This window comes from Mycobacterium sp. ML4 (assembly GCF_054515735.1).
In genome coordinates, this window is record NZ_JBTNSY010000039.1 from 1 (window position 1) to 23,912 (window position 23,912).

The following is a 23,912-nucleotide window of genomic DNA, read 5'->3' on the forward strand; positions in this document are numbered from 1 at the left end:
CGGTCAGGTTGGTGGCGCGGTAGGTGCCGGTGGTCAGGTTGGTGGCGCGGTAGGTGCCGGTGGTCAGGTTGGTGGCGCGGTAGGTGCAGGCGGTCAGGCTGGTGGTGCGATTGGCGGCGGTATCGGCGCTGGTGGTCAGGTTGGCGGCGCGGTTGGTGCCGGTGGCCAGCTTGGTGGCGCGGTTGGTGCCGGCGGTCAGGTTGGCGGCGCCCTTGGCGGCGGCGCCCAGGCTGGCGCCGTAGCGGGTGGGCAAGCAAGTCTCGCCGGGCAGGCGGGTCTGTCTAGCCAGGCGGGTCTGTCTAGCCAGGCGGGTCTGTCTAGCCAGGCGGGTCTGTCCAGCCAGGCGGCCCTTGGCGGTCACGCGGCCGCTGCCGGCAGCATGGCCGGCGCAGGGAGCCAAGCCGGACTCATCGCCAGTGAGGGTGCGGCGTTGAACGGGGCTGCGACACCACACGTCGCAGGTCCGATGGGTGGTGTCGGCGTGGGAGGTCAGGCCGGTGCCGCCGGTGGCGCAGGGCTGGGCATCGGTGGCGGTGGAAACACCCCGCTGGCCGGGCACCCGTCCCCGCAGCCGGCCGGGATCTCTGGTGCAGCCGGAGCCGGTGCCGGGGCGCAGGCCGGTACTGGTGGCGCCGGCAGCGTGACCGCCGGACCCGCAACGACCAGCCCAGGTGGCGTAGCCACCGGGACGGGCGCACATGCCGGGGCCGGCGCGGGCGGGCACGGCGACATCCTCGGCCAGGAAGGCACGACACTCGGCGGAGGTACCGGCGCGGGTGGCGCGGGTGGAGTCAACCCCGGTGGTACCGGCGGCGGTGCTGGTACCGGCGGTGGCGGTATCCCGGGTGACCACGGGCCGACGATCCCCTCCGGGCACGGCCCGGTCATCACCGGCGGCGGTGCCGGGACCGGCGGTACGACGCCCCCGGCCGGTAGTGGGCACGGTCCCGTCATCCAGACGCCCGGCGGGGTTGCCGACCCGGGCGGCCACGGTGGCACCACCCCGCCGGTGATCCACGCACCGACACCGGCGCCGCAGGCGGGGACGCCGGCCCACCCGGCTCCGGCCGACCACGGCCCGGTGTTCACTCCGCAGCAGCATCAACCCGTTGAGCAGCCCCAACCCACCCACCACGAGCCGCAGAGCCCGTCGGTGTTCGGTCACGACCCGGCGCCGCACACGCCGCCCGCGCACACCGAACCTCCGGCGTCGCACGGTCCGGCTGACCACCACGGGTTCTGATTGACCGACCCGAACAAAACCGGCGGGGACCTGCATGGTCCCCGCCGGTTTGTACGCCTACGTTGATTTGAAAGGCAGTGATCGAAGAAAGTGGGGGCGGCACGGTGACTCAACCCGATGACCCGCGGCGCGTCAGCGTGATCGTCGAGTTGATCGATCACACGATCGCCATCGCCGAATTGCACAAACGGGGCGACTTGGTGCAGCGGTTGCGTCGGGCCCGCGATCGGATCACCGATCCCCGGATCCGTGTCGTGATTGCCGGCCAACTCAAACAGGGCAAGAGTCAATTGCTCAACTCGTTGCTGAATCTGCCGGTCGCCCGGGTCGGCGACGACGAAGCCACTGTGCTGATCACGATCGTCAGCTACAGCGCCCAACCCTCGGCACGGCTGGTCGTCGCGGCCGGACCGGAGGGCCAAACCGCAACCGTGGACATCCCGGTCGAAGAGGTCAATGCTGATCTGCGACGGGCTCCGCAGGCCCGCGGACGCCAGGTGCTCCGGGTGGAGATCGGTGCGCCCAGCCCGCTGCTCGAAGGCGGTCTGGTGTTCATCGACACTCCCGGTGTGGGCGGCCACGGACAGCCGCACTTGTCCGCGACGCTCGGATTGCTGCCCGATGCCGATGCGATGCTCATGGTCAGCGATGCCAGCCAGGAGTTCACCGAACCCGAGATGTGGTTCCTGCGCAAGGCGCACCAGATCTGTCCGGTCGGGGTGATCGTGGCTACCAAGACCGACCTGTATCCGCGCTGGCGTGAGATCGTCAACGCCAACGCCAATCACCTGCAGCGCGCCCGGGTGTCGATGCCGATCCTCCCCGTGTCGTCGTTGTTGCGCAGCCACGCCGTGACTCTCAACGACAAAGAACTCAACGACGAATCCAACTTCCCTGCCATCATCAGGTTTTTGAGTGAAAAGGTGCTCACTCGCGAAACCGACCGGGTGCGAGACGAGATTTTGGGTGAAATACGTTCGGCTGCAGAACAATTAACGATGACAGCAGGTTCGGAACTGGCCTCCGTCAACGACCCCGGGCTGCGGGAACGGTTGGCCGGCGATCTGCAACGGCGCAAGCGGGAAGCCGAAAACGCCCTTCAGGCCACGGCACTGTGGCAGCAGGTGCTCAACGATGGATTCACCGACGTGAGCAACGATGTCGACCACGACCTGCGGGCGCGATTTCGAGCCGTCACCGACGACATCGAGAAGCGGATCGACTCGTGCGACCCGACGCTGCATTGGGCCGAGATCGGAGCCGACGCCGAGGACGCCATCGCCACCGCGGTCGGTGACAACTTCGTCTGGGCTTACCAGCGTTCGGCGGCCCTTGCCGACGACGTAGCGCGGTCGTTCGCCGATGCTGGGCTGGATTCGGTATTGTCGCCCGAACTGACGTCGCGCCTGATGGCCGCCAACTTCGACCAACTCAAAGCGCTGGACGAGTTGGAATCCAAGCCGCAGGGCAAGGGACAGAAAGCCCTGTCCGGGTTGCGGGGTTCCTATGGCGGCGTGGTGATGATCGGCATGCTCTCATCGGTGGCGGGTCTGGGGTTGTTCAACCCGGTCTCGGTGGGCGCGGGTCTGTTGCTCGGCCGGATGGCCTACAAGGAGGAAAAGCAGAACCGGCTGTTGCGCGCCCGCGCCGAGGCCAAGGCCAACGTACGGCGCTTCGTCGACGAAGTCTCCTTCGTCGTCGGCAAGGAATCCCGCGACCGGCTCAAGACGATTCACCGCAAACTTCGCGACCACTACCGCGACATCGCCAACGAACTGAGCCGATCGCTCAACGAATCGCTGCAGGCCACCATCACTGCGGCGCATCTGGAAGATGTGGAGCGGGACACCAGGATTCGCGAATTGGAGCGTCAACTGGACATCCTGCGTCAGGTAACCGAAAACGTGGACAAACTGCGGCCACAGGCGACCCTAGGACGAGCGTGAGCACCGGCGATCGGGTCCGCGCCATCCTGGGCGGAACCATCCGGGCTTACCGGGGCGAACCGGCCTATCGGCAACGCCCGGACGTCTTCCATGAGCTGGAACGGATCGGCGCACGGCTCAACGAGCCGATCCGAATCGCGCTGGCGGGCACGCTCAAGGCCGGTAAGTCCACGCTGGTCAATGCGCTGGTGGGCGATGACATAGCCCCCACGGACGCGACCGAGGCCACCAGGATCGTGACCTGGTTCCGGCACGGCCCGACGCCGAAGGTCACCGCGATCCACCGAGGCGGACGGCGCAGCAACGTGCCGATCACGCACCGTGACGGGTTGAGCTTCGACTTACGCGCCGTAAATCCCGCGGAGGTGGCTCACCTGGATGTCGAGTGGCCGGCAGAAGAGTTGTTGCAAGCCACCATCATCGACACCCCGGGCACGTCATCGCTGAACCGGGAGGCCTCCGAGCGCACGCTGCAACTGCTGGTCCCCGCCGACGGGGTGCCGCGGGTGGATGCGGTGGTGTTCTTGCTGCGCACCCTCAACGCGGCCGACGTAGCGCTGTTGAAACAGATCGGTGGATTGGTGGGTGGGTCCGCGGGGGCGCTGGGAATCGTCGGGGTCGCATCGCGGGCGGACGAGATCGGTGCGGGTCGTATCGACGCGATGCTGTCCGCGGGTGACGTCGCCAAACGGTTCACCAGCGAGATGAACAGGACGGGCATCTGCCAGGCGGTGGTGCCGGTATCGGGCCTGCTCGCGATGACCGCGCGCACGTTGCGCCAAGGCGAGTTCATTGCGCTGCAGAAGCTCGCCGGCTCCGACGTCACCGAGCTCAACCGGGCACTGTTGAGCGTGGATCGTTTCGTACGCCCGGACAGCCCGTTGCCGGTGGACGCGGCGACCCGCGCCCAGCTGCTGGATCGGTTCGGGATGTTTGGCATCCGGATCTCCATCGCGGTGCTGGCGGCCGGGGTCACCGACGCGTCGGGGCTGGCCGCCGAACTCCTGGAGCGCAGCGGGTTAGTGGCTCTGCGCAACGTTATCGACCAGCAGTTCGCGCAGCGCTCCGACATGCTCAAGGCCCACACCGCGCTGGTGTCGCTACGCCGCTTCGTCGAAGCGCATCCGGTGCTGGCCACTCCCTACGTCATCGCCGACATCGACCCGTTGCTGGCCGACACCCACGCGTTCGAAGAACTGCGGCTCTTGAGTCAACTACCCTCGCGCACAACGACTTTAAGCGAGGACGAGATGATGCTGTTGCGTCGCCTGATCGGCGGTTCGGGCACCAGCCCGGCCAGCAGACTGGGCCTTGACCCGCAGCTGTGCCGGGCCAACCCCCAGGAGGTTTCCCGGGCAGCGTTCGCCGCGGCGCAGCACTGGCGCCGCCGCACCGAGCATCCGCTCAACGATCCGTTCACCACCCGCGCCTGCCGCGCGGCGGTGCGCAGCGCCGAGGCGTTGCTGGCGGAATTCCCTCCGCGCCGCTAGGGCCGGGTGTCGAATGCTGGTCTGGTTCCGCTTGGGCCGCTGCGCCCGACACCGCCGTCGCCGAAAAGCATGACCGACTATCTTCAGACCCGGCCGTCTCCGTTGCGGCGATCGTCCGAACCCAACAAAGGGAGCCCCCATGATTGTGTCCGCCACGCACGCCGAGGCGCATGCGGTGCTGGCCGCGATGCGTTTAGTAGCCAGCGCGGCGAATACCTTGCCACTGTCGGCGGCCGACGTTCGTGGCATCACCGGCGCGGCCAAAACGGTGTTCGGCGTGCCAGGACCCGTGGACGTCAATGCTCTGCCGCCCGTGTCGCCGCCGGAGCTGGCCGCGGCGTTGGAAGGAGACACGCTGCGGCTCAACGCGATTCGGATGCTGGCAGTGATGGCGTTGGACGACGGCGTAATCGAGGATGCCAAGCTCGCCCTGGTGGTTGCCTACGCAGACGCGCTGCAGGTCCACGCCGACTTCGTCGACGCCACGAAAGCTTTGCTGCGTAATGACGTCGCCTGGGTGGCGTTCGACCAGATCCGCCACAATGTGGCCACCATTCCGGGGATACCGTGGATTCCTGACGACCCCTACGGTCCGTTTCTGCCCTATCGGGGCGACGCCGCCGATCCGCGCTTGCAGGCGCGATACGAACAGCTCGGCAACCGGGCGGCGGGCACACTCGGTCGGGCCTTTTTCGAGCACTACCGGAAAAACGGCTACGCGTTTCCCGGTCATCCGCTCGCGCTGGCCGAGGCCTGGGCCACTCCCCACGACACGTTGCACGTCCTGAGTGGCTACAGCACCTCAGCCCAGGGCGAGTTGCTGGTTGCGGCGTTCACCGCGGCGGCAAAGCGGGGCAACACCGACATGATGGAAAGCCACATCCTCCCGACGATCCTGATCTATCACATGGGGATCGATATCAACAAAGGCCTCAACGAGGGTGATGCCGAGCGACTCGCGGCGGACCCGTCGTGGCGCGACAACTATGAGGGAAACGTCCACCTGGGCCTCGACATGGCCAAACTGTGGGTGGCGTGGGATCGGGGCGCGGCGATGACGACTGACTTGTACTCGGGGACATGGGACTTCTGGTCGGAGGTCGACGCGCCGGTCGCCGAGCTGAGGTCGCGCTACGGCATTGCTGCGCTGCTGCCCGGTGATGCCGCGGTGGCCGACGATGATGTGCGTCGCGAGGACTTCGAGCGTGCGGGAGTGCGCCCCCCGCCGCCGATCAGTGAGATCCCCGTTGCTGATCGGTCCGAGTCGCAGGGCAACTGAACGCTTAACCCCCGGGCGCGGGGGCTGCGGTCGTGGGCGTCACCGGCGCCGCCGTCGTCGTCGGCGGTTTCTGGGTGGTGGTCGGTGGTGCCTGCGTGGTGGTCTGCTGGGTGGTGGTGGGCTGAGTCGTGGTCGGCTGAGTGGTCGTCGTGGTCGGCTGGCTGGTCGTGGTCGTCGTTGTGGTCGACGTTGTTGACGTGGTCGACGTTGTGGACGTGGTGGTCGGCGCGGTGGTTGTCGTCGTCGGTTCGGTAGTGGTCGTGGTCACGGTGACGGGCGGCGGGGTGACCACGGTCTGGGTCGGGCTGTTGTCCGGTCCGGTCACGACGGTGGTGTACGGCGGCGGCTGGGACGTGGTCACTACCGGCTTGGCGTTGGTCGGGCGCAGCGTCAGCGCCAGCACCACCGCGACGATGATGGCCGCGGCGGCTCCGGCGAGGCTCAACAGGATGGCCGGCCGCCGATACCACACCGGGACTTCCGGTTCCGCGGGACGCCGGGGTTCGGGCGGTGCCGCAGGGGGCGGGGAGTCGACCGGGCCGGTGTAATCAGCCGGACCCGTGTAGGGGACGGGTTCCATGCCGGTGCCGCTGTCCTCGGACCACGCCAGCGCACGATCGGTCGTCTGACGGGCGTTGTCGGGGAAGGCTTCGGTGTCTACCGGTGCCGTCGGCGATGCCAGCGTCTCCGGGCCAACGGCGTCGACCATGCTGGTCGGGACATCCAACGCGGGGCCGATGCCGGTGGCGGCGCCCGCCGACGCCGCCTGAACGCCGCCAAGTGTCGCCGCACCAATTGCCGCGGCGAACGCCGGTTGCGCCGTGGTGAAGACGGGTACCTGCAGACGTTCGGAGAGGCGGGTGGTGATCAGCGGGATAGCCGCCCCGCCGCCCACGATCGCTACTGCGGCGGCGCGCCCAACCCCGTAGCGCTGCAACACTTCTCCGATGGAGCTGATGAAGCGGTCAAGCGGGGCGGAGATGAGTTGTTCGAACTCGCTGCGGGTCAATCGCAGATCCCCACCGGCTACCGTCGCCACCGTTGCCGCGGAGAGTTGTTCTTTGGCGGCGCGGCACGCGCCGAGCATGCGTGTCACCGGGCCCATGGATGTCGCGTTGCCGGATACGTCGGAGCTGTCCATGCCGGGGGAGGTGGCGAGCAGATGGCTGAGAATGAGCTGGTCGATGTCGTCGCCGGAAAACTCGCTGTAGCGCACCGTGCTGCCTACTTGCTGGAATTCAGGTCCGGCGTTGGCCAGCGTGACGCTGGTGCCGCCGGCGCCGAAGTCGCACAGCGCGACGACGCCCTGCCGTGGGAATCCGGGGCGGGCATTCAGTGCGGTCAATGCGGCCTGGGCATCAGAGACCAACGTGGGTATGCCGCCGCGGGCCGTCAGGTCGGTCTGGGCGAACAGCTCTTGACGCAGCGTGGCAACCTGACTGTCCGACCAGTACGCCGGGACAGCGACGGTGATCGGCCGGCCGTATCCCACGGTGCGTGCCATGGCTTCGAGTGCCTCGATCGTCAGCGCCTGAGGCAGGTACTTCGTCCCGTCGGCGGCCACCAGCGGCGCGGCATCGCCTACCCGCTCGACGAACCCACGCAGCACCAGGCCGGGTTCGGTCAGATTGGGGTTCTCCTCGGGCAGCCCTACTTCGGATTGACGGTTTTCGAACAGCGTCACGACTGGTGTGCGGGAGATCGGGACGCTACCGGAGCGGGCCGCCACCAAGTTGGCCACTCCGATCGACAACCCGAGCGACTCGCTCATATATCCATACCCCTGTGTCCGTGTGTTTCGCTGCGGTCGGCGGCCGTCCCCCACCCTAGCCGTCGCGGCAGGAACGGGACCGGGTCACAGGCCCGGCGGCAGATTGATGACGGTGGGTATCGCGGGCAACGTTATCTGCGACGGCAGCCTGGGAATCGCGCCGGGCGCCGGGGAATTGGCGGGCGTGGTGGTCGGCGACGCGGTCGTTGGCGTCGGTGTCGTGGTGGGCGGTGTGGTCGTTGTCGTGGTGGTGGTCGTGGCTGTCGTTGTTGTGGTGGTCGCGGTGGTCGTGGTGGTCGTGGTGTTGGTCGTAGTCGTGGTCGTGGTCGGCCCAGTGGTGGTGGTCGTCGCCGGTGCCACCGTGGTCACCGTCGTGGTGACCTGGGTCGGACTGGGGCGACCGCGAGCGAGCAGGACGATTCCGTAGATGATCAGCGCGATCAGCAGGGCGATCAGCACGCCCCACCCCACCAATGCCAGGGGTTTGCGCCAGCCGGGTGTGGGTTCGGGTTCAGGTGGATAGCCGCCTGCAGCGGGTTGTCCGTGCCCGCCCCCGCCAGGACCGGTGCCGTAGTTGCCGTAGACGGTCGGGTCGTTGGCGCCGTAATCGGGCGGGTCGTACCTCGTCACGGCCGCCGACTGTATCGGTTGCGCGCAGCGACTCAACTCGGCGCACGCCGCCCGTGACCGATCAGCAATAAAAACTTGACCAAGTGCTAACGGGGCAGGTTGGGCAGGGTGATGGTGGGCCCACCCGGAATCGTGATCGTCGGCGGTATGTCCGGCAGGTCCGGCAGGCGCGGCCGGCGGGTCGGCTGCTGGGTGCCGGGTGGCTGATTGCGTGGTGGGTTTGCCGGCGGAGCCGCCGGGGGCGTTGTGGTCGGTTCGGGGGTGGTGCTGGTCGTCGTCGTCGGCTCGGTCGTGGTCGTCGTGGTGGTGGTCGTCGTGGTCGTGGTGGAAGATGACGTGCTCGGAGCGGGACTGTTGCTGTTGCCGCTGCCGAGCAATTGGGTGACGCCATAGGCGATCAGGGCGAGCAGGATCAGAACGAGGATCGCCCAGCCGATGAGTGTCACCGGCTTGCGGTACCAGGGCCGAGACTCCTCGTCGGGGTCAGCGGCTGCGAGTGGCTCGTATTGGTCCGACGGCGGACCTTCCATGGTCGGCTGGTACTGCAGCGGCTGACCAGGGGGACCGTATTCGACGGTGGGCTGGTTCTGCAGCGGCGTACCGCCGGGTGGCGGGCCCTGGGGAGGCGGGCCCTGGGGAGGCGGGCCTTGCGGAGGCCGGCCGTATTGGGGCGGACCCTGCGGCGGCGGGCCCTGCGACGGCCCCCCGGGCGGACCATGAGGTGGGTATCCGCCGTAGCCGCCGAACTGGGTGGGCTGATTGTTGAAGTCTTCTGGTGGGCCGTAACGTGCCACGGTTCTGATGTTATCCCGCTCAGAAAGTGTCGACTTTGTCGACGCTGACGAACATGCCGTGGCCCGTGCCGTTGTTGGAGAAGCGGGTGCCGTCCTTGGTGGCCACGATGGTCCAGCCCTGAGCGTCGTATGTCTTGTACTCGATCGTGACCGTGGGGATGGCGCCGAGGTTGCCCAGCACCCATTGCACGTCGCCGGCGGAAGTGATGTGGACGCCGTTGGCGTGCTCGCCCTCCTTGAGTGGTGAGTTGGTGAACGGCGCCTCGCAGCCGACGCTCTCTTTGTTGATCTGGCAGCGGGTGAGGCCGGTTTTGGTTTCGATGAAGACGTAGCCGTTCTCGTCGGGCTTGAGGGTGATCGTACCGGGCGTGGGGTTGGTCGAGGGTGGACCTATGGGCGGGAGAGCAACGGGCGTGGTCGGTGCCGCCGGTGCGGCGACACTGGGTCTGGGCGTCGGGAAGGTAGGTTCGGCCGGAACCCGGCCCCCCGGGCTGGCTACCGGCCGGCCGTCGATGGTGGTCGTGCATCCGGCAAGGAGCACAACGGCGGCAAGCGGAACCCACCCAACCCTCTGCAAATACCGCACGTGCCACTCCCCGGAATCTCCGATACCAGGAGGCCAGACTACGCATGGGATAACGCAAGTCAGCGCAGTGACGCGCTCTTGGAACTAGGCCGATGGCAAAGCGTTACTCCGCGTCGGTTCCCGCGGTTTCGGACGCGGCGTCACGCACCCGGCCACGAATGACGAACCAGCCGCCGATCAGCGCCGGAATCCCGAATGCCATGGCGGCCAGCATCCACCGGCCGTACACCCTGTCGAACATCATCAGCACCAGCACGCCCGCCAGGAAGGCCAGCGTGATCCATCCGGTGTAAGGCGACAGTGGCATGCGGAACTGCGGGCGCTCCACGTCCCCGGCCTTCGCCAACGTGTGGAACCGCAGCTGGCACGCGACGATCGTCGCCCAGGCCACGATGACACCGGTAGCGGCGATGTGCAGCACGATCTCGAAGGCGTGCTTGGGTGTGACGGCGTTGAGCGCGATGCCGAAAAGGCCGATCCCCGCGGTCAGCAGAATGCCGCCGAAAGGCACGCCGTTCTTGGACATCGGGGCGGTGAACTTCGGGCCGCTGCCATTGATCGCCATTGAGCGCAGGATCCGGCCGGTGGAATACAGACCTGCGTTCAGACTCGACAGCGCCGCCGTGAGCACCACCAGGTTCATCACGTCGTCGCCCCACGAGATACCGAGCTTGTTGAAGAACGTCACGAACGGGCTCTCGCCGTCCTTGTACGCGGTGTACGGCAACAGCAGAGCCAGCAGCACGGTCGATCCGATGTAGAAGACCGCGATCCGGAATACCACCGAGTTGATCGCCCGCGGCATGACCTTCTCCGGCTCCGCCGTCTCCCCGGCCGCGATGCCGACGAGTTCGATTGCGGCATAAGCGAATACCACACCCGATGTGACGAGCAGCAGGGACAGTGGGCCGGTCGGCAGCAAGCCGCCGTTGTGACTCCACAGCGACCACCCGGTGTCGTGTCCGTCAACCTTGAACCGTCCGGCCAGGAAGACCGTGCCGACGATCAGGAACGTCACCAGTGCCAGCACCTTGACCAGGGCGGCCCAGAACTCGAGCTCACCGAACAACTTGACCGAGATGAGGTTCATCGACACCACCACGAGCAGTGCGATCAGTGCCAGTGTCCACTGCGGGACGACCTGGAACACCTTCCAGTAGCGGCAGTACTGCGCGATGGCGGTGGTGTCCACGATCCCGGTCATGGCCCAGTTCAGGAAGTACATCCAACCGGCCGCGAAAGCCACCTTCTCGCCGAAGAATTCGCGTGCGTACGACACGAACGAACCCGACGACGGGCGGTACAGCACCAGCTCACCGAGAGCGCGGAGGATCAGAAAGACGAACACCCCGCAGATACCGAAGACGATGAACAAACCCGGCCCGGCCGACGCGAGCCGGCCGCCGGCCCCCAGGAAGAGCCCGGTTCCGATCGCGCCGCCCAGGGCGATCATCTGAATCTGCCGGTTCTTGAGCGCCTTGTGATAACCCGCGTCTTCGCGGTTCAACGCGCGTGCGGGCGCTGCCATCGCGTCAGGCTATCCCACGGTCGAGACGCCGGCAGTTCACAGCCCCAGTAGCCCTCCGCATTGCGCAGACTGATGGCGGCCCGCTCCTGCCGGGTGCGCGGCAGCGAAAGCACGGATGGTGATATTGCTGGGTGGAGCTTCGCCAGCTCGAGTCCCTCTTCGCCGTCGCGGACAGCCTGAGTTACACCGGGGCCGCCAAGCGATTGCACGTCGTGCCCATCGCGACAGTGGCCAGCCGCCCGACCAGCGCGCCGACCCGGGCACTGTTGTCGCTGATCGAGAAGAGCACATAGCCGATGCGCCGCGGCGAGGTGCGCAATCTCGGACCGGTGGCCGGCACCGGCGCGCCGGTCGGGGTTCCCGGCATCGGAGCCGCCGACCTGGGCGAGGTCGTCGAACTTCCCGACGGGTCGTACGTAGCCGTGTTCGGAGATTCGTTCGGCGGCGACCGGGTGGGCACCCATCCGCACTATCCATCGGTAGCGGTGCCGGTCACCTTTGACGACTTCGGCTACCCGAGTTTCGGTGCGCCGCTGACCGGACCACGCGGCAGCCGGAAGCCGCTCTTCGTGCCGCCGCGGCAGGCGCGCGGTACCAACACGCTGCCGTCGGGCAGTGTCGTGGTCGGCGAGCGGACCTACATGTTGGTGGTGGGCACCAAAGACTTGCGGCCCGAGGGCGGCTCGTGGCTGGTGGAGGTCAGCGACGACCCCGCCAAAGGCTGGAAGCCGGTCAGCGGCTCATGGCGTCCCGGCGACTACGCCGCTGGTGGGCAGTCACAGATCAGCGGCTACCGCGCGAAAGACGGCCACGTGTACATCGTCGCCGATTCTTTCGACCGCAGCCGGGGAGTGACCCTCTACCGGACGGACCCCGGCACGGTCAGCGATCGCTCTTCGTGGCGGCCCTATGTGCGCAACGGTCACTACGGCTGGGGCACTCCTGGGCAGGATCCAATCGTTATCAGCGCCACCAGGTTTGGTGAACTTAGCTTTCGGGAGGTCGACGGCTTCGCTGTCCTTGCCGGGTTCAACGTCCGGAGCGGTCCCGACGGCGCCGTGGAGATCCGGGTCGCCGAGCAGCCCACCGAAATTTTCCGCCGGGGCACGACGACCGTGATCATGCAGCAGCACGATCCGGACGGCCCGAATTTCGTGGCTCAGAACTACGGCGGGTACATCGTTCCCGGTTCCCGCCTGGCGCGAATGAAAATCTTTGCCAGCCAGTGGAATACGCAAACCGTCCATGGCTCGCCGATCGGGACGCCATACAACACGCAGCTGGTCGTCGCCAACGTCAGCGGCCGACACGCGCCGCGAGCACTTTCGCCGCAGTGCCGAACATCGTCCGTTTGATGGCGCCCAGGGTGCCGCGATCCTTGCTGCCCAGCGGTCGGAGCAGTTCGACGGCGGCGTCGGTCACCTCACCGTCGCCCGCGGTGGCGTCGACGATCCCGGTGCCGGCGGCATCGGCACCGCCGAAGCGGCGCCCGGCGGTCATGGACGCGACCGCCGCCTGCGGCGTCAGCTTGGCCTGGATCAACGCCGCCATGCCGGGTGTGAACGGGATGTTGATGTCCACTTCGGGAAAGCAGAAGAAACCGCGGTCGGTGCGCATCACCCGAAAATCGTGGGCGATGGCCAGCATGGCCCCGGCTCCGAACGCATGACCGATGATGGCCGCGGCGGTGGGCATGGGGAAAGTAAGAACCCGCGCGAGCAGATCCTGGACCCGGCCCACGTACCACTCGGTTTGCTCCCCGTGCGCGCCGAGCCAATCCAGGTCCAGCCCGTTGGTATAGAACCTGCCCGTCGCCGTGGTAACCAGAGCATGCGCGCCGCCGGATTCGATGTCGTCCAGGTGGGAATTGATGGCATCGAGAAAGTCTGGGGAGAACCGGTTTTCGTCATCACCGAGATCCAGTACGGCGATCTTCTCGTGGTAGGTGAGGCTAATGGTCATGGGGTTTTCCTTCCGGGTTGACGCACGGGTGGTTCGATTTGCAGTACTGCCTGGACCGCGGCGCGCAACTGCGCGCGCGCTGTGTGACTATGTAGTCGATCGCGACGCAGCAGGATCGCCGTCGGCAAGTCGACGATGCAGATCGTGATGGTGTCCACCGCTGCGGCGTCTTTACGGTCCCAGACAATGCGTGCCAGCCGGATCATCAGACCGACCAGCTGTGCCTCGAGATCACCGATCTCTTTGGTGATCTCGTCCGGTGGCTCGGAGTCGAGCAGTTGTTCCCGCGGCATTGTCAGCAGCAGCCGGCACGAGTCAGGATGCTGCTCTGCGAATGCCGCAGGCGCGTCGGCGGCCGCCGCTACGGCTTTGACTGCGGCGCTGACACGGGCTTCGTGGCCGGCGAGCGCCGCGTCGACCGCTGCGGTTTGCGCATCGAGGAAGCGGCGTCCCGCCCTGAGCCAGGCTCGTGCCAGCAGTCCCGCCCGCGATCCGAAGGTGTGATAGAGCGCGCCATTGGAAACGCCGGTGCGTGAGCTGATCGCCCGGATGGTCACCGCGCCCGGGCCGGACGCCACGGCCAGCGACTCAACGGCGTCCAGCACTGTGTCGGGGTCGTATATGCGTGGCCGCGGCATAGTGACCATGGTAACAGAGCATATGCTCTGTTAATCGGCGCGGGCCGGTCGCGCTGGTTCGCTGAGATGAATGACACAACGGCGTGTAGTCGCCGACGGGTGATCACGCCTCGAAATGGGTAGACCCACGGAATCATGTGCGCGATGGAAGCCGCCGAAGACCATCCAGAGGCGATCACTCTGGGCCTTCACGACGCCTCGCCGCCGCACCTGGTCGAGGCGATGGAACAAAATGTTGACCTCGAATTGGGCTGGGGCCGGCTGATCTTCGGTCAGACCTTCGCTAGCTCGTCCACGCTTGTCGAAGCCTTGCGCAACGAAGCGCCCGGACGACGGGACGTGTGTATCTATGCACCCGAATCGCACATCGTCGTTGCCAAAGCACCCACTGAACTGTTCATCGACCCGAGTCACACTTATCGGCTGCGATTGACCGAGCCGAACGACTCGGCACAGTCTTTGGAGGGCGTCACGGTGCGCACCCTGGGTTCCCGCGCCGAAGCTGACGCCATGAATCGGATCTTCGTGAAGTGCGGAATGGTTCCCGCGCCGGTCGAGACCATCTGGTACAACCACCTGCACGTGGACGCGGTGACCTACCTGGTCGCAGTGCGCAGCGACGGCACGGTGATCGGCACCGCCACGGGTGTCGACCACGAGGTGCTCTTTTCGGATCCGGAGCGAGGCGCGAGCATGTGGACTCTCGCAGTGGATCCTGGCGCAGCCGTCCCGGGCATCGGGGAAGCCCTGAGCCGCGCCATGGCCGAATGCTTTCGGCGAGAGGGCAAGGCGTATCTCGACCTTTCGGTCGCTCATGACAACGAAGGTGCGATCGCGCTTTATGAGAAGCTCGGCTTCCGTCGCGTCCCGGTGCTGGTGATCAAGCGAAAGAACACCATCAACGAGCCGTTGTTCACGTCTTCGCCGGAAACGGTTGACGACCTCAATCCTTACGCGCGGATCATTGCCGAAGAAGCTCTTCGCCGCGGCATCCGCGTCGAGGTTCTGGACTCCGAGACGGGAGAAATGCGCCTGTCGCATGGTGGCCGCACGGTCATCACCCGCGAGTCGCTGTCGGAGTACACCTCGGCAATCGCGATGTGCCGATGCGACGACAAACGATTGACGCGGCGTCTGGTGAAGGCGGCGGGCATTGTCGTGCCGCGGGCGCGGCTGGCCACGTTTGACGAAAACGACTATGCGTTCCTCGATGAAATCCAAGAGGCTGTGATCAAACCGCGCCGCGGAGAGCAGGGTAAAGGCATCACAGTGGGGGTGACTGGCGGCCACGGTCCGGACGAGCTCACCGCGGCGTTGGCACGAGCGAGGGAGCAGGACCCGGAAGTCTTGATCGAAAAGCGGGCGCACGGCGACGACCTGCGCTTGGTGGTGATCGATGGCCGGGTGGTGGCGGCAGCGTTGAGGATGCCTCCGGAAGTGATCGGTACCGGTAAGCACAGTGTGCGCGCGTTGATCGAGGCCGAGAGCCGACGGCGTTCTGCCGCTACCGGCGGTGAGTCTCGCATCCCTGTCGATGACCTTCTGCAGGAGACGATCACCAAGGCGGGTTGGCAGCTGGATGACGTATTGCCGCAAGGCACCGTGCTACGGGTTCGCGCGACCGCCAACCTGCATCAGGGCGGGAAGTTGCGTGACGTGACCGGCCAAGTGAATGAGAAGTTATGTCAGGTAGCGGTCAAGGCGGCCGAGGTGATCGGAATCCCGGTGGCCGGCATCGATCTTCTCGTGCCTGACGTCACGGCCGCCGACTACACCTTTATCGAGGCCAACGAGCGACCCGGCTTGGCCAATCACGAACCGCAACCCACAGTCGCGGCGTTCGTAGACTTCCTGTTCCCCGGTCAACCTCGACCGCCGTTGCCCTGGACTCCGGAAGAGTCAAGCACCGAAGGCCGGGGCGGCCAGCCGGGCTGATGCCGCGTCGTTGCCGGCACTTGAGGCGCGGCTGGTCGGCGATTCTCACCAAGCTTTCGGAATCCTCGGTGCCGACTTGCCGCGGTGGGCGTCGGGAATCCCAACCGCAACCGCATCCTCTGTCAAACCACGCCGTAGCCGAGACGTTTCGCTGCGCTGGCGATGCGGCCGGCTAGATCGGGATGGGCCAGGGGCAGCGATATTCTCGGCCGGGCCGGCATCGCAGATGTGGCCGGTGTAAACAGTGCCAGGCATGGGTCGCCAGCGAATCGGTTGTTGTAGCGCAGGCCGTCGAGATGGGGGAATGCCTCTGTAATGTGCCGCGCCCACTGCTGAGTCACGGTATGCGGGGCCGTCGAGATGGCGAACGTGCCGCCGGCGCGTGTGGTCCACGCTCCCTGGCTGTCTGTGGCGAGGTCGATGACCATGAGTGGGCGGGTGAATGACAAACCGGTTAGATATGGGCGGCCGAGTTCACGGTCAATGGTCCGGTCCACTTGGAAGGCCTCGCCGAGTGCAGCGCACGGGGTTGAGGTTCCGTACCAAACGCCATGCTGCACATGTTCAGCTTTGGGTAGGGGGTGAGGGTCGAACCGCAGCACCGGCCCAAAAGTGCGCAATGCGTTCCACGCCAGTATGTGCTCGCCCTCAGTGCGATGGACGCGCCACCAGATCTCGTCGACTTCGATCGCGCGCATCTCGTCATCGTCGATGCCGAGCGAACGCAGTACGTGCGGTGGTGGAGGGCCCGGCAGCATGGGGTCGACGGTCAAGTCGCCGCCCATTCGCCGATCTCGATCAGTCCGAGTACGGGCTCGACGGATTCACCGTGCAACAGCCACTCCCGCACCGACTTCGGTTGACCATCGATGCGCAAATCGGGCTGCGGGGTCATGAGAAAGCCGGATACCGCAGTTGGGTGCAGCTCCCTGGCGAGCAAGGCGGGCAGCAGCTCGTCGAGGCCGCGGACCTGCTTGAGTTTGGCTGGCTTGTCGTGGCCGCGGTCGACGGTCTCGAACTGAATCGCGGGGTATACCCACGTGCCGCCGTCGTTGATCGCCCATAGCGTGTGCGCGAGGCGGCGCTGCCGCACCCGGGAATCGTTGACGCCCAGCCCTTCTCTGACCTCGGCGGCGGTGTAGGCAGTGCTGTACAACCTGGCCATGTGGGCGGTGACATCGGCGGCGATCTCCGCGTACGCTTCGGGATCTTCGGTGAAGCCGGCGTCGTCGAGTAGCCGGGCCTCGTCGGCGGTGAGAGTGGCCGCCCACGGCCGATGCGCGGGGAGCGCCTTGAGTGCCGCGATCAGGTCGGAGCGGTGCAAGTTGAACCGGTCTAGCAAGAGTTGGTCCAGCTCATCAGTAGCCATCGGCGAACCCTTCACGCGTACTAACGTTAATTAACGGCGGTATATCACCGTTAGATGGATCTGCGCACTGGGCGAGAGGCTTTCGCGCCCTCGAGTCGGTGTCCTATTAGGCCGATTCGCGGCGCCTCGGAACTCGTGGCGGGATTCGTCGCGCCCCCCAGGGACAACAACGACACACCTTGGGACGACCCCGGGAACAAAGTTCGCACCCATGCCGTTAGCATGGTCGACAAGTTGAGTGAATCAGACTCAAGTCTGGGTTGACAGCATGATGCCGACCGGAGCAGTCTTGAGCGGGGTTCACTCAGCATAGTGCAAGACAGAAGCTCTACCTACAGGAGGAATCACTATGGCTCGTGCGGTCGGCATCGACCTCGGGACCACCAACTCCGTCGTCTCGGTTCTGGAGGGTGGCGACCCCGTCGTCGTCGCCAATTCCGAGGGCTCAAGGACGACTCCATCCGTCGTGGCGTTCGCGCGCAACGGCGAAGTGCTGGTTGGCCAGCCCGCCAAGAACCAGGCGGTGACTAACGTCGACCGCACCATCCGTTCGGTGAAGCGGCACATGGGCAGCGACTGGTCCATCGAGATCGACGGCAAGAAGTACACCGCGCCCGAGATCAGCGCCCGCGTGCTGATGAAGCTCAAGCGCGATGCGGAGGCCTACCTCGGTGAGGACATCACCGACGCGGTCATCACCGTGCCCGCCTACTTCAACGACGCCCAGCGTCAGGCGACCAAGGACGCCGGCCAGATCGCCGGTCTCAACGTGTTGCGCATCGTCAACGAACCGACCGCGGCCGCACTGGCTTACGGCCTGGACAAGGGCGAGAAGGAACAGACCATCCTGGTCTTCGACCTCGGCGGCGGTACCTTCGACGTCTCGCTGCTCGAGATCGGCGAGGGTGTGGTCGAGGTGCGCGCCACCAGCGGCGACAACCACCTCGGTGGTGACGACTGGGACCAGCGCGTTGTCGACTGGCTCGTTGAGAAGTTCAAGGGCACCAGCGGCATCGACCTGACCAAGGACAAGATGGCTATGCAGCGGCTTCGGGAAGCCGCCGAAAAGGCCAAGATCGAACTCTCGAGCTCGCAGAGCACCTCGATCAACCTGCCCTACATCACCGTCGACGCGGACAAGAACCCGCTGTTCCTCGACGAGCAGCTCACCCGGGCCGAATTCCAGCGCATCACCCAAGACCTGCTGGACCGTACCCGCAAACCGTTCCAGTCGGTGATCGCCGACGCCGGGATCTCGGTGAGCGACATCGATCACGTGGTGCTGGTCGGCGGTTCGACCCGCATGCCCGCGGTCAGCGACCTGGTCAAGGAGATGACCGGCGGCAAGGAGCCCAACAAGGGAGTGAATCCCGATGAAGTTGTGGCGGTCGGCGCAGCTTTGCAGGCCGGCGTCCTCAAGGGTGAGGTGAAAGACGTTCTGCTGCTTGACGTTACGCCGCTGAGCCTGGGTATCGAGACCAAGGGCGGCGTGATGACCAAGCTCATCGAGCGCAACACCACCATCCCGACGAAACGGTCGGAGACCTTCACCACGGCCGACGACAACCAGCCGTCGGTACAGATTCAGGTCTACCAGGGTGAGCGCGAGATCGCGTCGCACAACAAGCTGCTCGGTTCGTTCGAGCTGACCGGCATCGCGCCGGCGCCGCGCGGTGTCCCCCAGATCGAGGTCACGTTCGACATCGACGCCAACGGCATCGTGCACGTCACGGCCAAGGACAAGGGAACCGGCAAGGAGAACACGATCCGCATCCAGGAGGGCTCCGGCATCTCCAAGGAAGAGATCGACCGGATGATCAAGGATGCCGAAGCGCACGCGGACGAAGACCGCAAGCGGCGCGAAGAAGCCGACGTTCGCAACCAGGCCGAGACGCTGGTCTACCAGACGGAGAAATTCGTCAAGGAGCAACGCGAGGCCGAGGGTGGGTCCAAGGTCCCCGAGGATACGCTGACCAAGGTGGAAGCCGCGGTCGGCGAGGCCAAGGCGGCATTGGCCGGTGATGACATCAGCGCGATCAAGTCGGCGATGGAGAAGCTGGGCCAAGAGTCCCAGGCGCTCGGACAGGCGATCTACGAGGCCGCGCAGGCCGAGGGCGCCGCCGCCGGTGGCGGACAGCCAGGTGGCGGGTTCGACCAGGCCGGCTCGGACGACGTCGTGGACGCGGAGGTGGTCGACGACGACCGGGAGTCCAAGTGACGGACGGAAATCCACAGGAGCCGGTGACTGTCACCGACAAGCGGCGGATCGATCCCGAAACTGGTGAAGTGCGGCACAGCCCTCCCGGCGCTCCGGCGCCGGGAGCGGCGGTCGCGCCCGACTCGTCGGACAAGGTGGCGGAGCTGACCGCCGACCTGCAACGGGTGCAGGCGGACTTCGCCAACTACCGCAAACGGGCGATGCGCGACCAGCAGGCCGCGGCCGAACGAGCCAGGGCCGCCGTGGTCGGCGAACTGCTGCACGCGGTGGACGACATCGAGCGGGCGCGCAAGCACGGTGATTTGGAGTCCGGTCCGCTCAAGGCCGTCGCCGACAAGCTGATGAACGTGTTGACTGGCCTGGGGCTCAAGCCATTTGGTGAAGAAGGTGAGGATTTCGACCCGGTGTTACACGAAGCCGTGCAGCACGAGGGCAGTGGCGGCCAAGACGCGAAGCCGGTGATCGGCACGGTGATGCGACAGGGCTACCAGCTGGGCGAGCACGTGTTGCGCAATGCACTGGTCGCGGTCGTCGAAACCGTCGCCGATCGGCCTGCCGAGCACGATCCGGTCGACGCGAATGAAACCGGACAGGCCGACACGACCGATAACGCCGACGGCTCCGGTGACTGATTCCACTTTCAAGGCACAGAATCAACAGAATCAACGAGAGAGGTAAGGAGGTGACGCGACATGGCTCAACGTGAATGGGTCGAAAAAGACTTCTATAAGGAGCTTGGCGTCCCCTCCGATGCCGACGCCAAGCAGATCAAGACTGCGTACCGCAAGCTGGCCTCCGATCTGCATCCGGACAAGAATCCCGCCGGAGCCGAACGGTTCAAAGCCGTCTCCGAGGCGTACAGCGTCTTGTCTGATGAAGCCAAACGCAAAGAGTACGACGAAACCCGCCGGTTGTTCGCCGGCGGCGGCTTTGGTGGCCGTCGGTTCGATGCGGGTGGTTTCGGCGGCTTCGGCGGAGGTGGCGATGGCGCCGAGTTCAACCTGAACGACTTGTTCGACGCCGCCGGCCGGTCCGGCGGCGCCAACATCGGCGACCTGTTCGGCGGCCTGTTCGGCCGCGGTGGCAGCACCCGGCCGAGTAGGCCGCGGCGCGGCAACGACCTGGAGACCGAGACGGAACTGGATTTCGTCGAGGCCGCCAAGGGTGTGGCGATGCCGCTACGGCTGACCAGCCCGGCGCCGTGTACCAATTGCCATGGCAGCGGCGCGCGTCCGGGCACCAGCCCGAAGGTGTGCCCGAACTGCAACGGCTCGGGGGTGATCAGCCGCAACCAGGGTGCATTCGGTTTCTCCGAGCCCTGCACCGAATGCCGGGGCAGCGGTTCGATCATCGAGCACCCGTGTGAGGAGTGTGGCGGCAACGGGGCCACTACCCGCACCCGGACCATCAACGTGCGGATCCCACCCGGTGTCGAGGACGGTCAGCGGATCAGGCTGGCCGGGCAGGGTGAGGCCGGGCTGCGCGGTGCTCCGTCGGGTGACCTGTATGTCACCGTCCATGTGCGCCCGGACAAGGTGTTCGGCCGCGACGGCGACGACCTCACCGTGACCGTACCGGTTAGCTTCACCGAATTGGCTTTGGGCTCAACGCTTTCAGTGCCCACGCTGGATGGCAAGGTCGGCGTTCGGGTGCCCAAGGGTACCGCGGACGGCCGGATCCTTCGGGTGCGTGGACGCGGTGTGCCCAAGCGCAGCGGCGGCAGCGGCGACCTGCTCGTCACCGTCAAGGTCGCGGTCCCGCCGAACGTGGAGGGCGCGGCTCGGGAGGCGCTGGAAGCCTATGCGGCGGCCGAACGATCCAGCGGCTTCGACCCCAGGGCCGGATGGGCGGGTAATCGCTGATGGCCATGAACCCGAAGAAAAGTGAGGAGTCGAGGACCTTTCTGATCTCGGTGGCCGCTGAGCTGGCCGGCATGCATGCGCAGACGCTGCGCACCTACGACCGGCTCGGCCTGGTCAGGCCCCAACGCACTCCCGGTGGCGGCCGTCGCTATTCCGAACATGACGTCAACCTGCTGCGGGAGGTGCAGCGGCTGTCGCAGGACGAGGGCGTGAACCTCGCCGGCATCAAGCGCATCATCGAGCTGACCAATCAGGTCGAAGCGCTGCAGTCCAGGTTGAAGGAAATGGCCGAGGAACTGGCGGTGCTGCGGGCCAACCAGCGGCGCGAGGTCGCGGTGGTGCCCAAGAGCACGGCGCTGGTCGTCTGGCAGCCGCGGCGCCGGTGAGCCGCGCCGGTGAGCGGAGCCCGCGGTAGCGGGCGAGCGAACGGCGCCATAAGCCGGAGCCCGCGGTAGCGGGCGAGCGAACGGCGCCATCGGATGTAGCCGGTGAGCCGCGCCGGTGAGCGGAGCCCGCGGTAGCGGGCGAGCGAACGATTGTCACGGCAGCCTGAGATCGTGGAAGAAGCCAGACACCTGGGTGCCAATGTTTGCGACGCCGGACACGAAAGCCTGCGTCGCGACGTCCACTGAGCTGGTGTTGAAGACCCCCGAAACGGTGTTGCCCTTATTCAACAGGCCAGATTCGAGCGTGCCGAAGTTGAAGAAGCCCGAGTCTTCCAATCCGCCGGCGTTCCAGATGCCTGAGTGGTTGGTTCCGAGGTTCAGCAGGCCAGACAGACTGCCGGCGCCGGTGTTGAAGAATCCGGAGGAACTACCACCGCCAGAGTTGAAGAAGCCCGACGACGGACTCGTCGTTGAATTGAAGAATCCCGGTCCCTGCTCGAAGTCGAAACCGAAGGAGTAGGGCCCTGCGGTGCCGTGGCCGAACTTATCAAACGTCGCCTTAACGGTGCTATCGATGGGAATTGGCTGGGACAGCACACTCGCCGGAACAGTCCATCCGCCGACGCCACCGTCATAGACCGTGATCGTTATTGTCGAGCACTGCCACCATGGCGGATAGGGAATGGGATAGCAAACCTTTTGCTCCAGTTGAACCTTGATCGGAATCCGCGAAATGGTGAACATGTCCTGAGTGATTTTGTTGATTTCGCCCTGGATTGGCAGCACGACGTCACCGTGCACGTCGCCTTGGTACGGGAATTCCGGAATGGTCACCTTGTACGAGAGGTGAACCAGGCCTTCATGGTCGCCTCTCCAGAAAAAGCCGTTGTTGTAGTCGCCCGAGTCGAAGGCTCCGGTGTTGACGTCGCCGCTGTTTGCCAGGCCGGTGTTGTAGTTGCCGGCGTTGAAATAGCCAGTGTTGTAGTTGCCCGAGTTGAAGCCCCCCGAGTTGTGGTCCGCGGTGTTGAAGCTGCCGGTATTGGTTTCGCCTGCGTTGAAGAATCCGGTGTTGTAGTCGCCGGAGTTGGCGATCCCGGTATTGGCGATGCCGGAGTTGAACAGCCCGGTGTTGGTGCTGCCGGTGTTGCCGATACCGGTGTTGTAGTTGCCGGAGTTGCCGATGCCCCAGTTGCCGGTGCCCGAGTTCCCGATGCCGACGTTGTTGGTGCCGGAATTGAACAAACCGATGTTGCCGCTGCCGGAGTTCAGGCCGCCGAAGCCGCGTTGGTTTTCGCCGGTCAGCCCAATACCGATGTTTCGGCTGCCGGTGTTGCCGAAGCCGATATTGCCGTCGCCGGTATTGCCCCAGCCGAAGTTGTAGCTTCCGGTATTGCCCATACCGATGTTGTTCAGTCCCGCCGTCAGTGCGCTGCCGGCATTGCCGAACCCGACGTTGCCGCTGCCGATGTTCCCAGCGCCCAAGTTGGCGCTACCGATGTTGCTGCCGCCGACGTTGTGGTCGCCGATGTTCGCACCGCCAAGGTTGTAGCCGCCGATGTTGCCGCCGCCGACGTTGTAGTCGCCGATGTTTGCGCTGCCCAGATTGAGCATGCCCTGGTCGGCCAGGCCGAGATTGAAGATCGTGCCGGTACTGTCGCGGAACAATCCGGCCAGGTTGCTGCCGAGGTTTTGGTAACCCGAGACGTTGGCCGGCGTGGACAGATCCAGCGAACTGGTGTTGAACCAGCCCGACATGGTGTTGCCCAAGTTCGCCAGGCCCGAAAGGGACCCGCCCCAGTTCTTGATCCCCGAGCTTCCGATGCTGCCGATTGAAACGTTCTGCCAGCCCGAATTGTTGGCGCCGACATTGAGGAATCCCGAAGAGCTGCCGGTGCCGGCGTTGAAGAAGCCCGACGACGGAAGGGTGGTGGAGTTGAAGTACCCCGCACTGGCCGGGATGTCGATGAGCGGGATGTAGATGGGGCCGACGCTGCCGTTGCCACCGATGTCCACCACGGGCGAGCCATCGGCGTTGCCGAAGTTGAGGTTCACCGCGGGACTGGCGACGCTGAATGTGATGTCCGAGAAGGAGATTGGGCCAATCGTGCCGACGACCTTACCGCCGATATCGTCGTCGAGTCCGCTGAAGGGAATCGACTGAATCGTGAACCCGTCGATATCGGCTGGGGTGATGTTACCGATCACCGGGATATCGCCGAACACATCGAGGTTGAAGTATCCGGTGATTTCGGAAACGGTGATGGTGTAGTTGAGC

Annotated in this window: 22 protein-coding genes; 11 read left to right on the forward strand and 11 right to left on the reverse strand. The window is 65.7% G+C overall.

Translation table 11 applies throughout. The features are described 5' to 3' along the window. Window positions 1-253: hypothetical protein (locus ACX9NE_RS27535; protein ID WP_459364881.1), on the reverse strand; the 253-nt coding region annotated here is incomplete at its 3' end. Window positions 254-379: 126 nt separating this feature from the next. Here ACX9NE_RS27535 and ACX9NE_RS27540 point away from each other — a divergent pair. The 4 genes from ACX9NE_RS27540 (at window position 380) to ACX9NE_RS27555 (ending at window position 5,958) form a co-directional block, all read left to right on the forward strand. Further along, a complete protein-coding gene (locus tag ACX9NE_RS27540; protein ID WP_459364882.1) occupies window positions 380-1,243 on the forward strand; it encodes a hypothetical protein in 864 nt (287 codons plus the stop codon). A 104-nt stretch (window positions 1,244-1,347) separates the two neighbouring features. Continuing rightward, complete coding sequence (locus ACX9NE_RS27545; RefSeq protein WP_459364901.1) at window positions 1,348-3,189, forward strand: dynamin family protein; 1,842 nt, start codon at window positions 1,348-1,350, stop codon at window positions 3,187-3,189. Beyond that, a complete protein-coding gene (iniC, locus tag ACX9NE_RS27550; RefSeq protein WP_459364883.1) occupies window positions 3,186-4,679 on the forward strand; it encodes an isoniazid-induced dynamin-like GTPase IniC in 1,494 nt (497 codons plus the stop codon). Before ACX9NE_RS27545 ends, iniC begins: the two co-directional genes overlap by 4 nt. Window positions 4,680-4,818: 139 nt before the next feature. After that, a complete protein-coding gene (locus ACX9NE_RS27555) occupies window positions 4,819-5,958 on the forward strand; it encodes a hypothetical protein (protein ID WP_459364884.1) in 1,140 nt (379 codons plus the stop codon). 4 nt (window positions 5,959-5,962) lie between these two features. Here the strand turns inward: ACX9NE_RS27555 and ACX9NE_RS27560 are convergent, their stop codons facing one another. From ACX9NE_RS27560 to ACX9NE_RS27580, 5 genes are all read right to left on the reverse strand, one after another. Beyond that, a complete protein-coding gene (locus ACX9NE_RS27560) occupies window positions 5,963-7,729 on the reverse strand; it encodes an Hsp70 family protein (RefSeq protein WP_459364885.1) in 1,767 nt (588 codons plus the stop codon). Window positions 7,730-7,813: 84 nt separating this feature from the next. Next, on the reverse strand, window positions 7,814-8,359 hold the full coding sequence (locus tag ACX9NE_RS27565) for an oligopeptide transporter substrate-binding protein (RefSeq protein ID WP_459364886.1): 546 nt from the start codon (window positions 8,357-8,359) through the stop codon (window positions 7,814-7,816). 86 nt (window positions 8,360-8,445) lie between these two features. After that, window positions 8,446-9,153 (reverse strand): hypothetical protein, encoded by a 708-nt coding sequence (locus ACX9NE_RS27570; protein ID WP_459364887.1) that lies wholly within the window; start codon window positions 9,151-9,153, stop codon window positions 8,446-8,448. A gap of 19 nt (window positions 9,154-9,172) precedes the next feature. Beyond that, complete coding sequence (locus ACX9NE_RS27575) at window positions 9,173-9,739, reverse strand: hypothetical protein (RefSeq protein WP_459364888.1); 567 nt, start codon at window positions 9,737-9,739, stop codon at window positions 9,173-9,175. A 103-nt stretch (window positions 9,740-9,842) separates the two neighbouring features. Then, on the reverse strand, window positions 9,843-11,267 hold the full coding sequence (locus tag ACX9NE_RS27580) for an amino acid permease (RefSeq protein ID WP_459364889.1): 1,425 nt from the start codon (window positions 11,265-11,267) through the stop codon (window positions 9,843-9,845). Window positions 11,268-11,398: 131 nt separating this feature from the next. Here ACX9NE_RS27580 and ACX9NE_RS27585 point away from each other — a divergent pair, with 131 nt between their 5' ends. Further along, window positions 11,399-11,560 (forward strand): hypothetical protein, encoded by a 162-nt coding sequence (locus tag ACX9NE_RS27585; protein WP_459364890.1) that lies wholly within the window; start codon window positions 11,399-11,401, stop codon window positions 11,558-11,560. A 3-nt stretch (window positions 11,561-11,563) separates the two neighbouring features. Beyond that, window positions 11,564-12,622, forward strand: a complete 1,059-nt coding sequence (locus ACX9NE_RS27590; RefSeq protein ID WP_459364891.1) for a DUF4185 domain-containing protein — start codon at window positions 11,564-11,566, stop codon at window positions 12,620-12,622. On the opposite strand, the gene ACX9NE_RS27595 is transcribed toward ACX9NE_RS27590, so the two are convergent. Together ACX9NE_RS27595 and ACX9NE_RS27600 are read right to left on the reverse strand one after the other, a co-directional pair. Beyond that, the gene (locus ACX9NE_RS27595) at window positions 12,564-13,229 is read right to left on the reverse strand and encodes an enoyl-CoA hydratase-related protein (protein WP_459364892.1); all 666 of its coding nucleotides are present in this window, start codon (window positions 13,227-13,229) and stop codon (window positions 12,564-12,566) included. The two genes, ACX9NE_RS27590 and ACX9NE_RS27595, sit on opposite strands and share 59 nt — an antisense overlap. Beyond that, window positions 13,226-13,867 (reverse strand): TetR family transcriptional regulator, encoded by a 642-nt coding sequence (locus ACX9NE_RS27600; RefSeq protein WP_459364893.1) that lies wholly within the window; start codon window positions 13,865-13,867, stop codon window positions 13,226-13,228. Before ACX9NE_RS27600 ends, ACX9NE_RS27595 begins: the two co-directional genes overlap by 4 nt. Window positions 13,868-14,002: 135 nt before the next feature. Between ACX9NE_RS27600 and ngg the strand changes: the two genes are divergently transcribed. After that, complete coding sequence (gene ngg / locus ACX9NE_RS27605; RefSeq protein ID WP_459364894.1) at window positions 14,003-15,802, forward strand: N-acetylglutaminylglutamine synthetase; 1,800 nt, start codon at window positions 14,003-14,005, stop codon at window positions 15,800-15,802. A gap of 122 nt (window positions 15,803-15,924) precedes the next feature. Here the strand turns inward: ngg and ACX9NE_RS27610 are convergent, their stop codons facing one another. Beyond that, complete coding sequence (locus ACX9NE_RS27610) at window positions 15,925-16,587, reverse strand: RES family NAD+ phosphorylase (RefSeq protein ID WP_459364895.1); 663 nt, start codon at window positions 16,585-16,587, stop codon at window positions 15,925-15,927. After that, window positions 16,572-17,171, reverse strand: coding sequence for a DNA-binding protein (locus ACX9NE_RS27615; RefSeq protein WP_459364896.1), 600 nt, complete (start codon window positions 17,169-17,171; stop codon window positions 16,572-16,574). Before ACX9NE_RS27615 ends, ACX9NE_RS27610 begins: the two co-directional genes overlap by 16 nt. 349 nt (window positions 17,172-17,520) lie before the next feature. On the opposite strand from ACX9NE_RS27615, the gene dnaK reads away from it, so the two are divergent. From dnaK to ACX9NE_RS27635, 4 genes are read left to right on the forward strand one after another with little or no spacing between them, the layout of a single operon-like run. After that, complete coding sequence (gene dnaK, locus ACX9NE_RS27620) at window positions 17,521-19,389, forward strand: molecular chaperone DnaK (RefSeq protein WP_459364897.1); 1,869 nt, start codon at window positions 17,521-17,523, stop codon at window positions 19,387-19,389. After that, window positions 19,386-20,021 carry a nucleotide exchange factor GrpE gene (grpE, locus tag ACX9NE_RS27625; protein ID WP_459364898.1) on the forward strand — a complete coding sequence of 212 codons (636 nt, stop codon included), beginning with the start codon at window positions 19,386-19,388 and terminating at the stop codon, window positions 20,019-20,021. The genes dnaK and grpE overlap by 4 nt, the downstream gene beginning before the upstream one ends. Before the next feature lie 60 nt (window positions 20,022-20,081). Beyond that, on the forward strand, window positions 20,082-21,251 hold the full coding sequence (gene dnaJ, locus ACX9NE_RS27630) for a molecular chaperone DnaJ (RefSeq protein WP_459364899.1): 1,170 nt from the start codon (window positions 20,082-20,084) through the stop codon (window positions 21,249-21,251). After that, the gene (locus ACX9NE_RS27635) at window positions 21,251-21,637 is read left to right on the forward strand and encodes a heat shock protein transcriptional repressor HspR (RefSeq protein ID WP_459364900.1); all 387 of its coding nucleotides are present in this window, start codon (window positions 21,251-21,253) and stop codon (window positions 21,635-21,637) included. The genes dnaJ and ACX9NE_RS27635 overlap by 1 nt, the downstream gene beginning before the upstream one ends. Before the next feature lie 153 nt (window positions 21,638-21,790). On the opposite strand, the gene ACX9NE_RS27640 is transcribed toward ACX9NE_RS27635, so the two are convergent. Then, window positions 21,791-23,842 carry a beta strand repeat-containing protein gene (locus ACX9NE_RS27640; RefSeq protein ID WP_459364902.1) on the reverse strand — a complete coding sequence of 684 codons (2,052 nt, stop codon included), beginning with the start codon at window positions 23,840-23,842 and terminating at the stop codon, window positions 21,791-21,793. Between the last annotated feature and the right edge of the window lie 70 nt (window positions 23,843-23,912).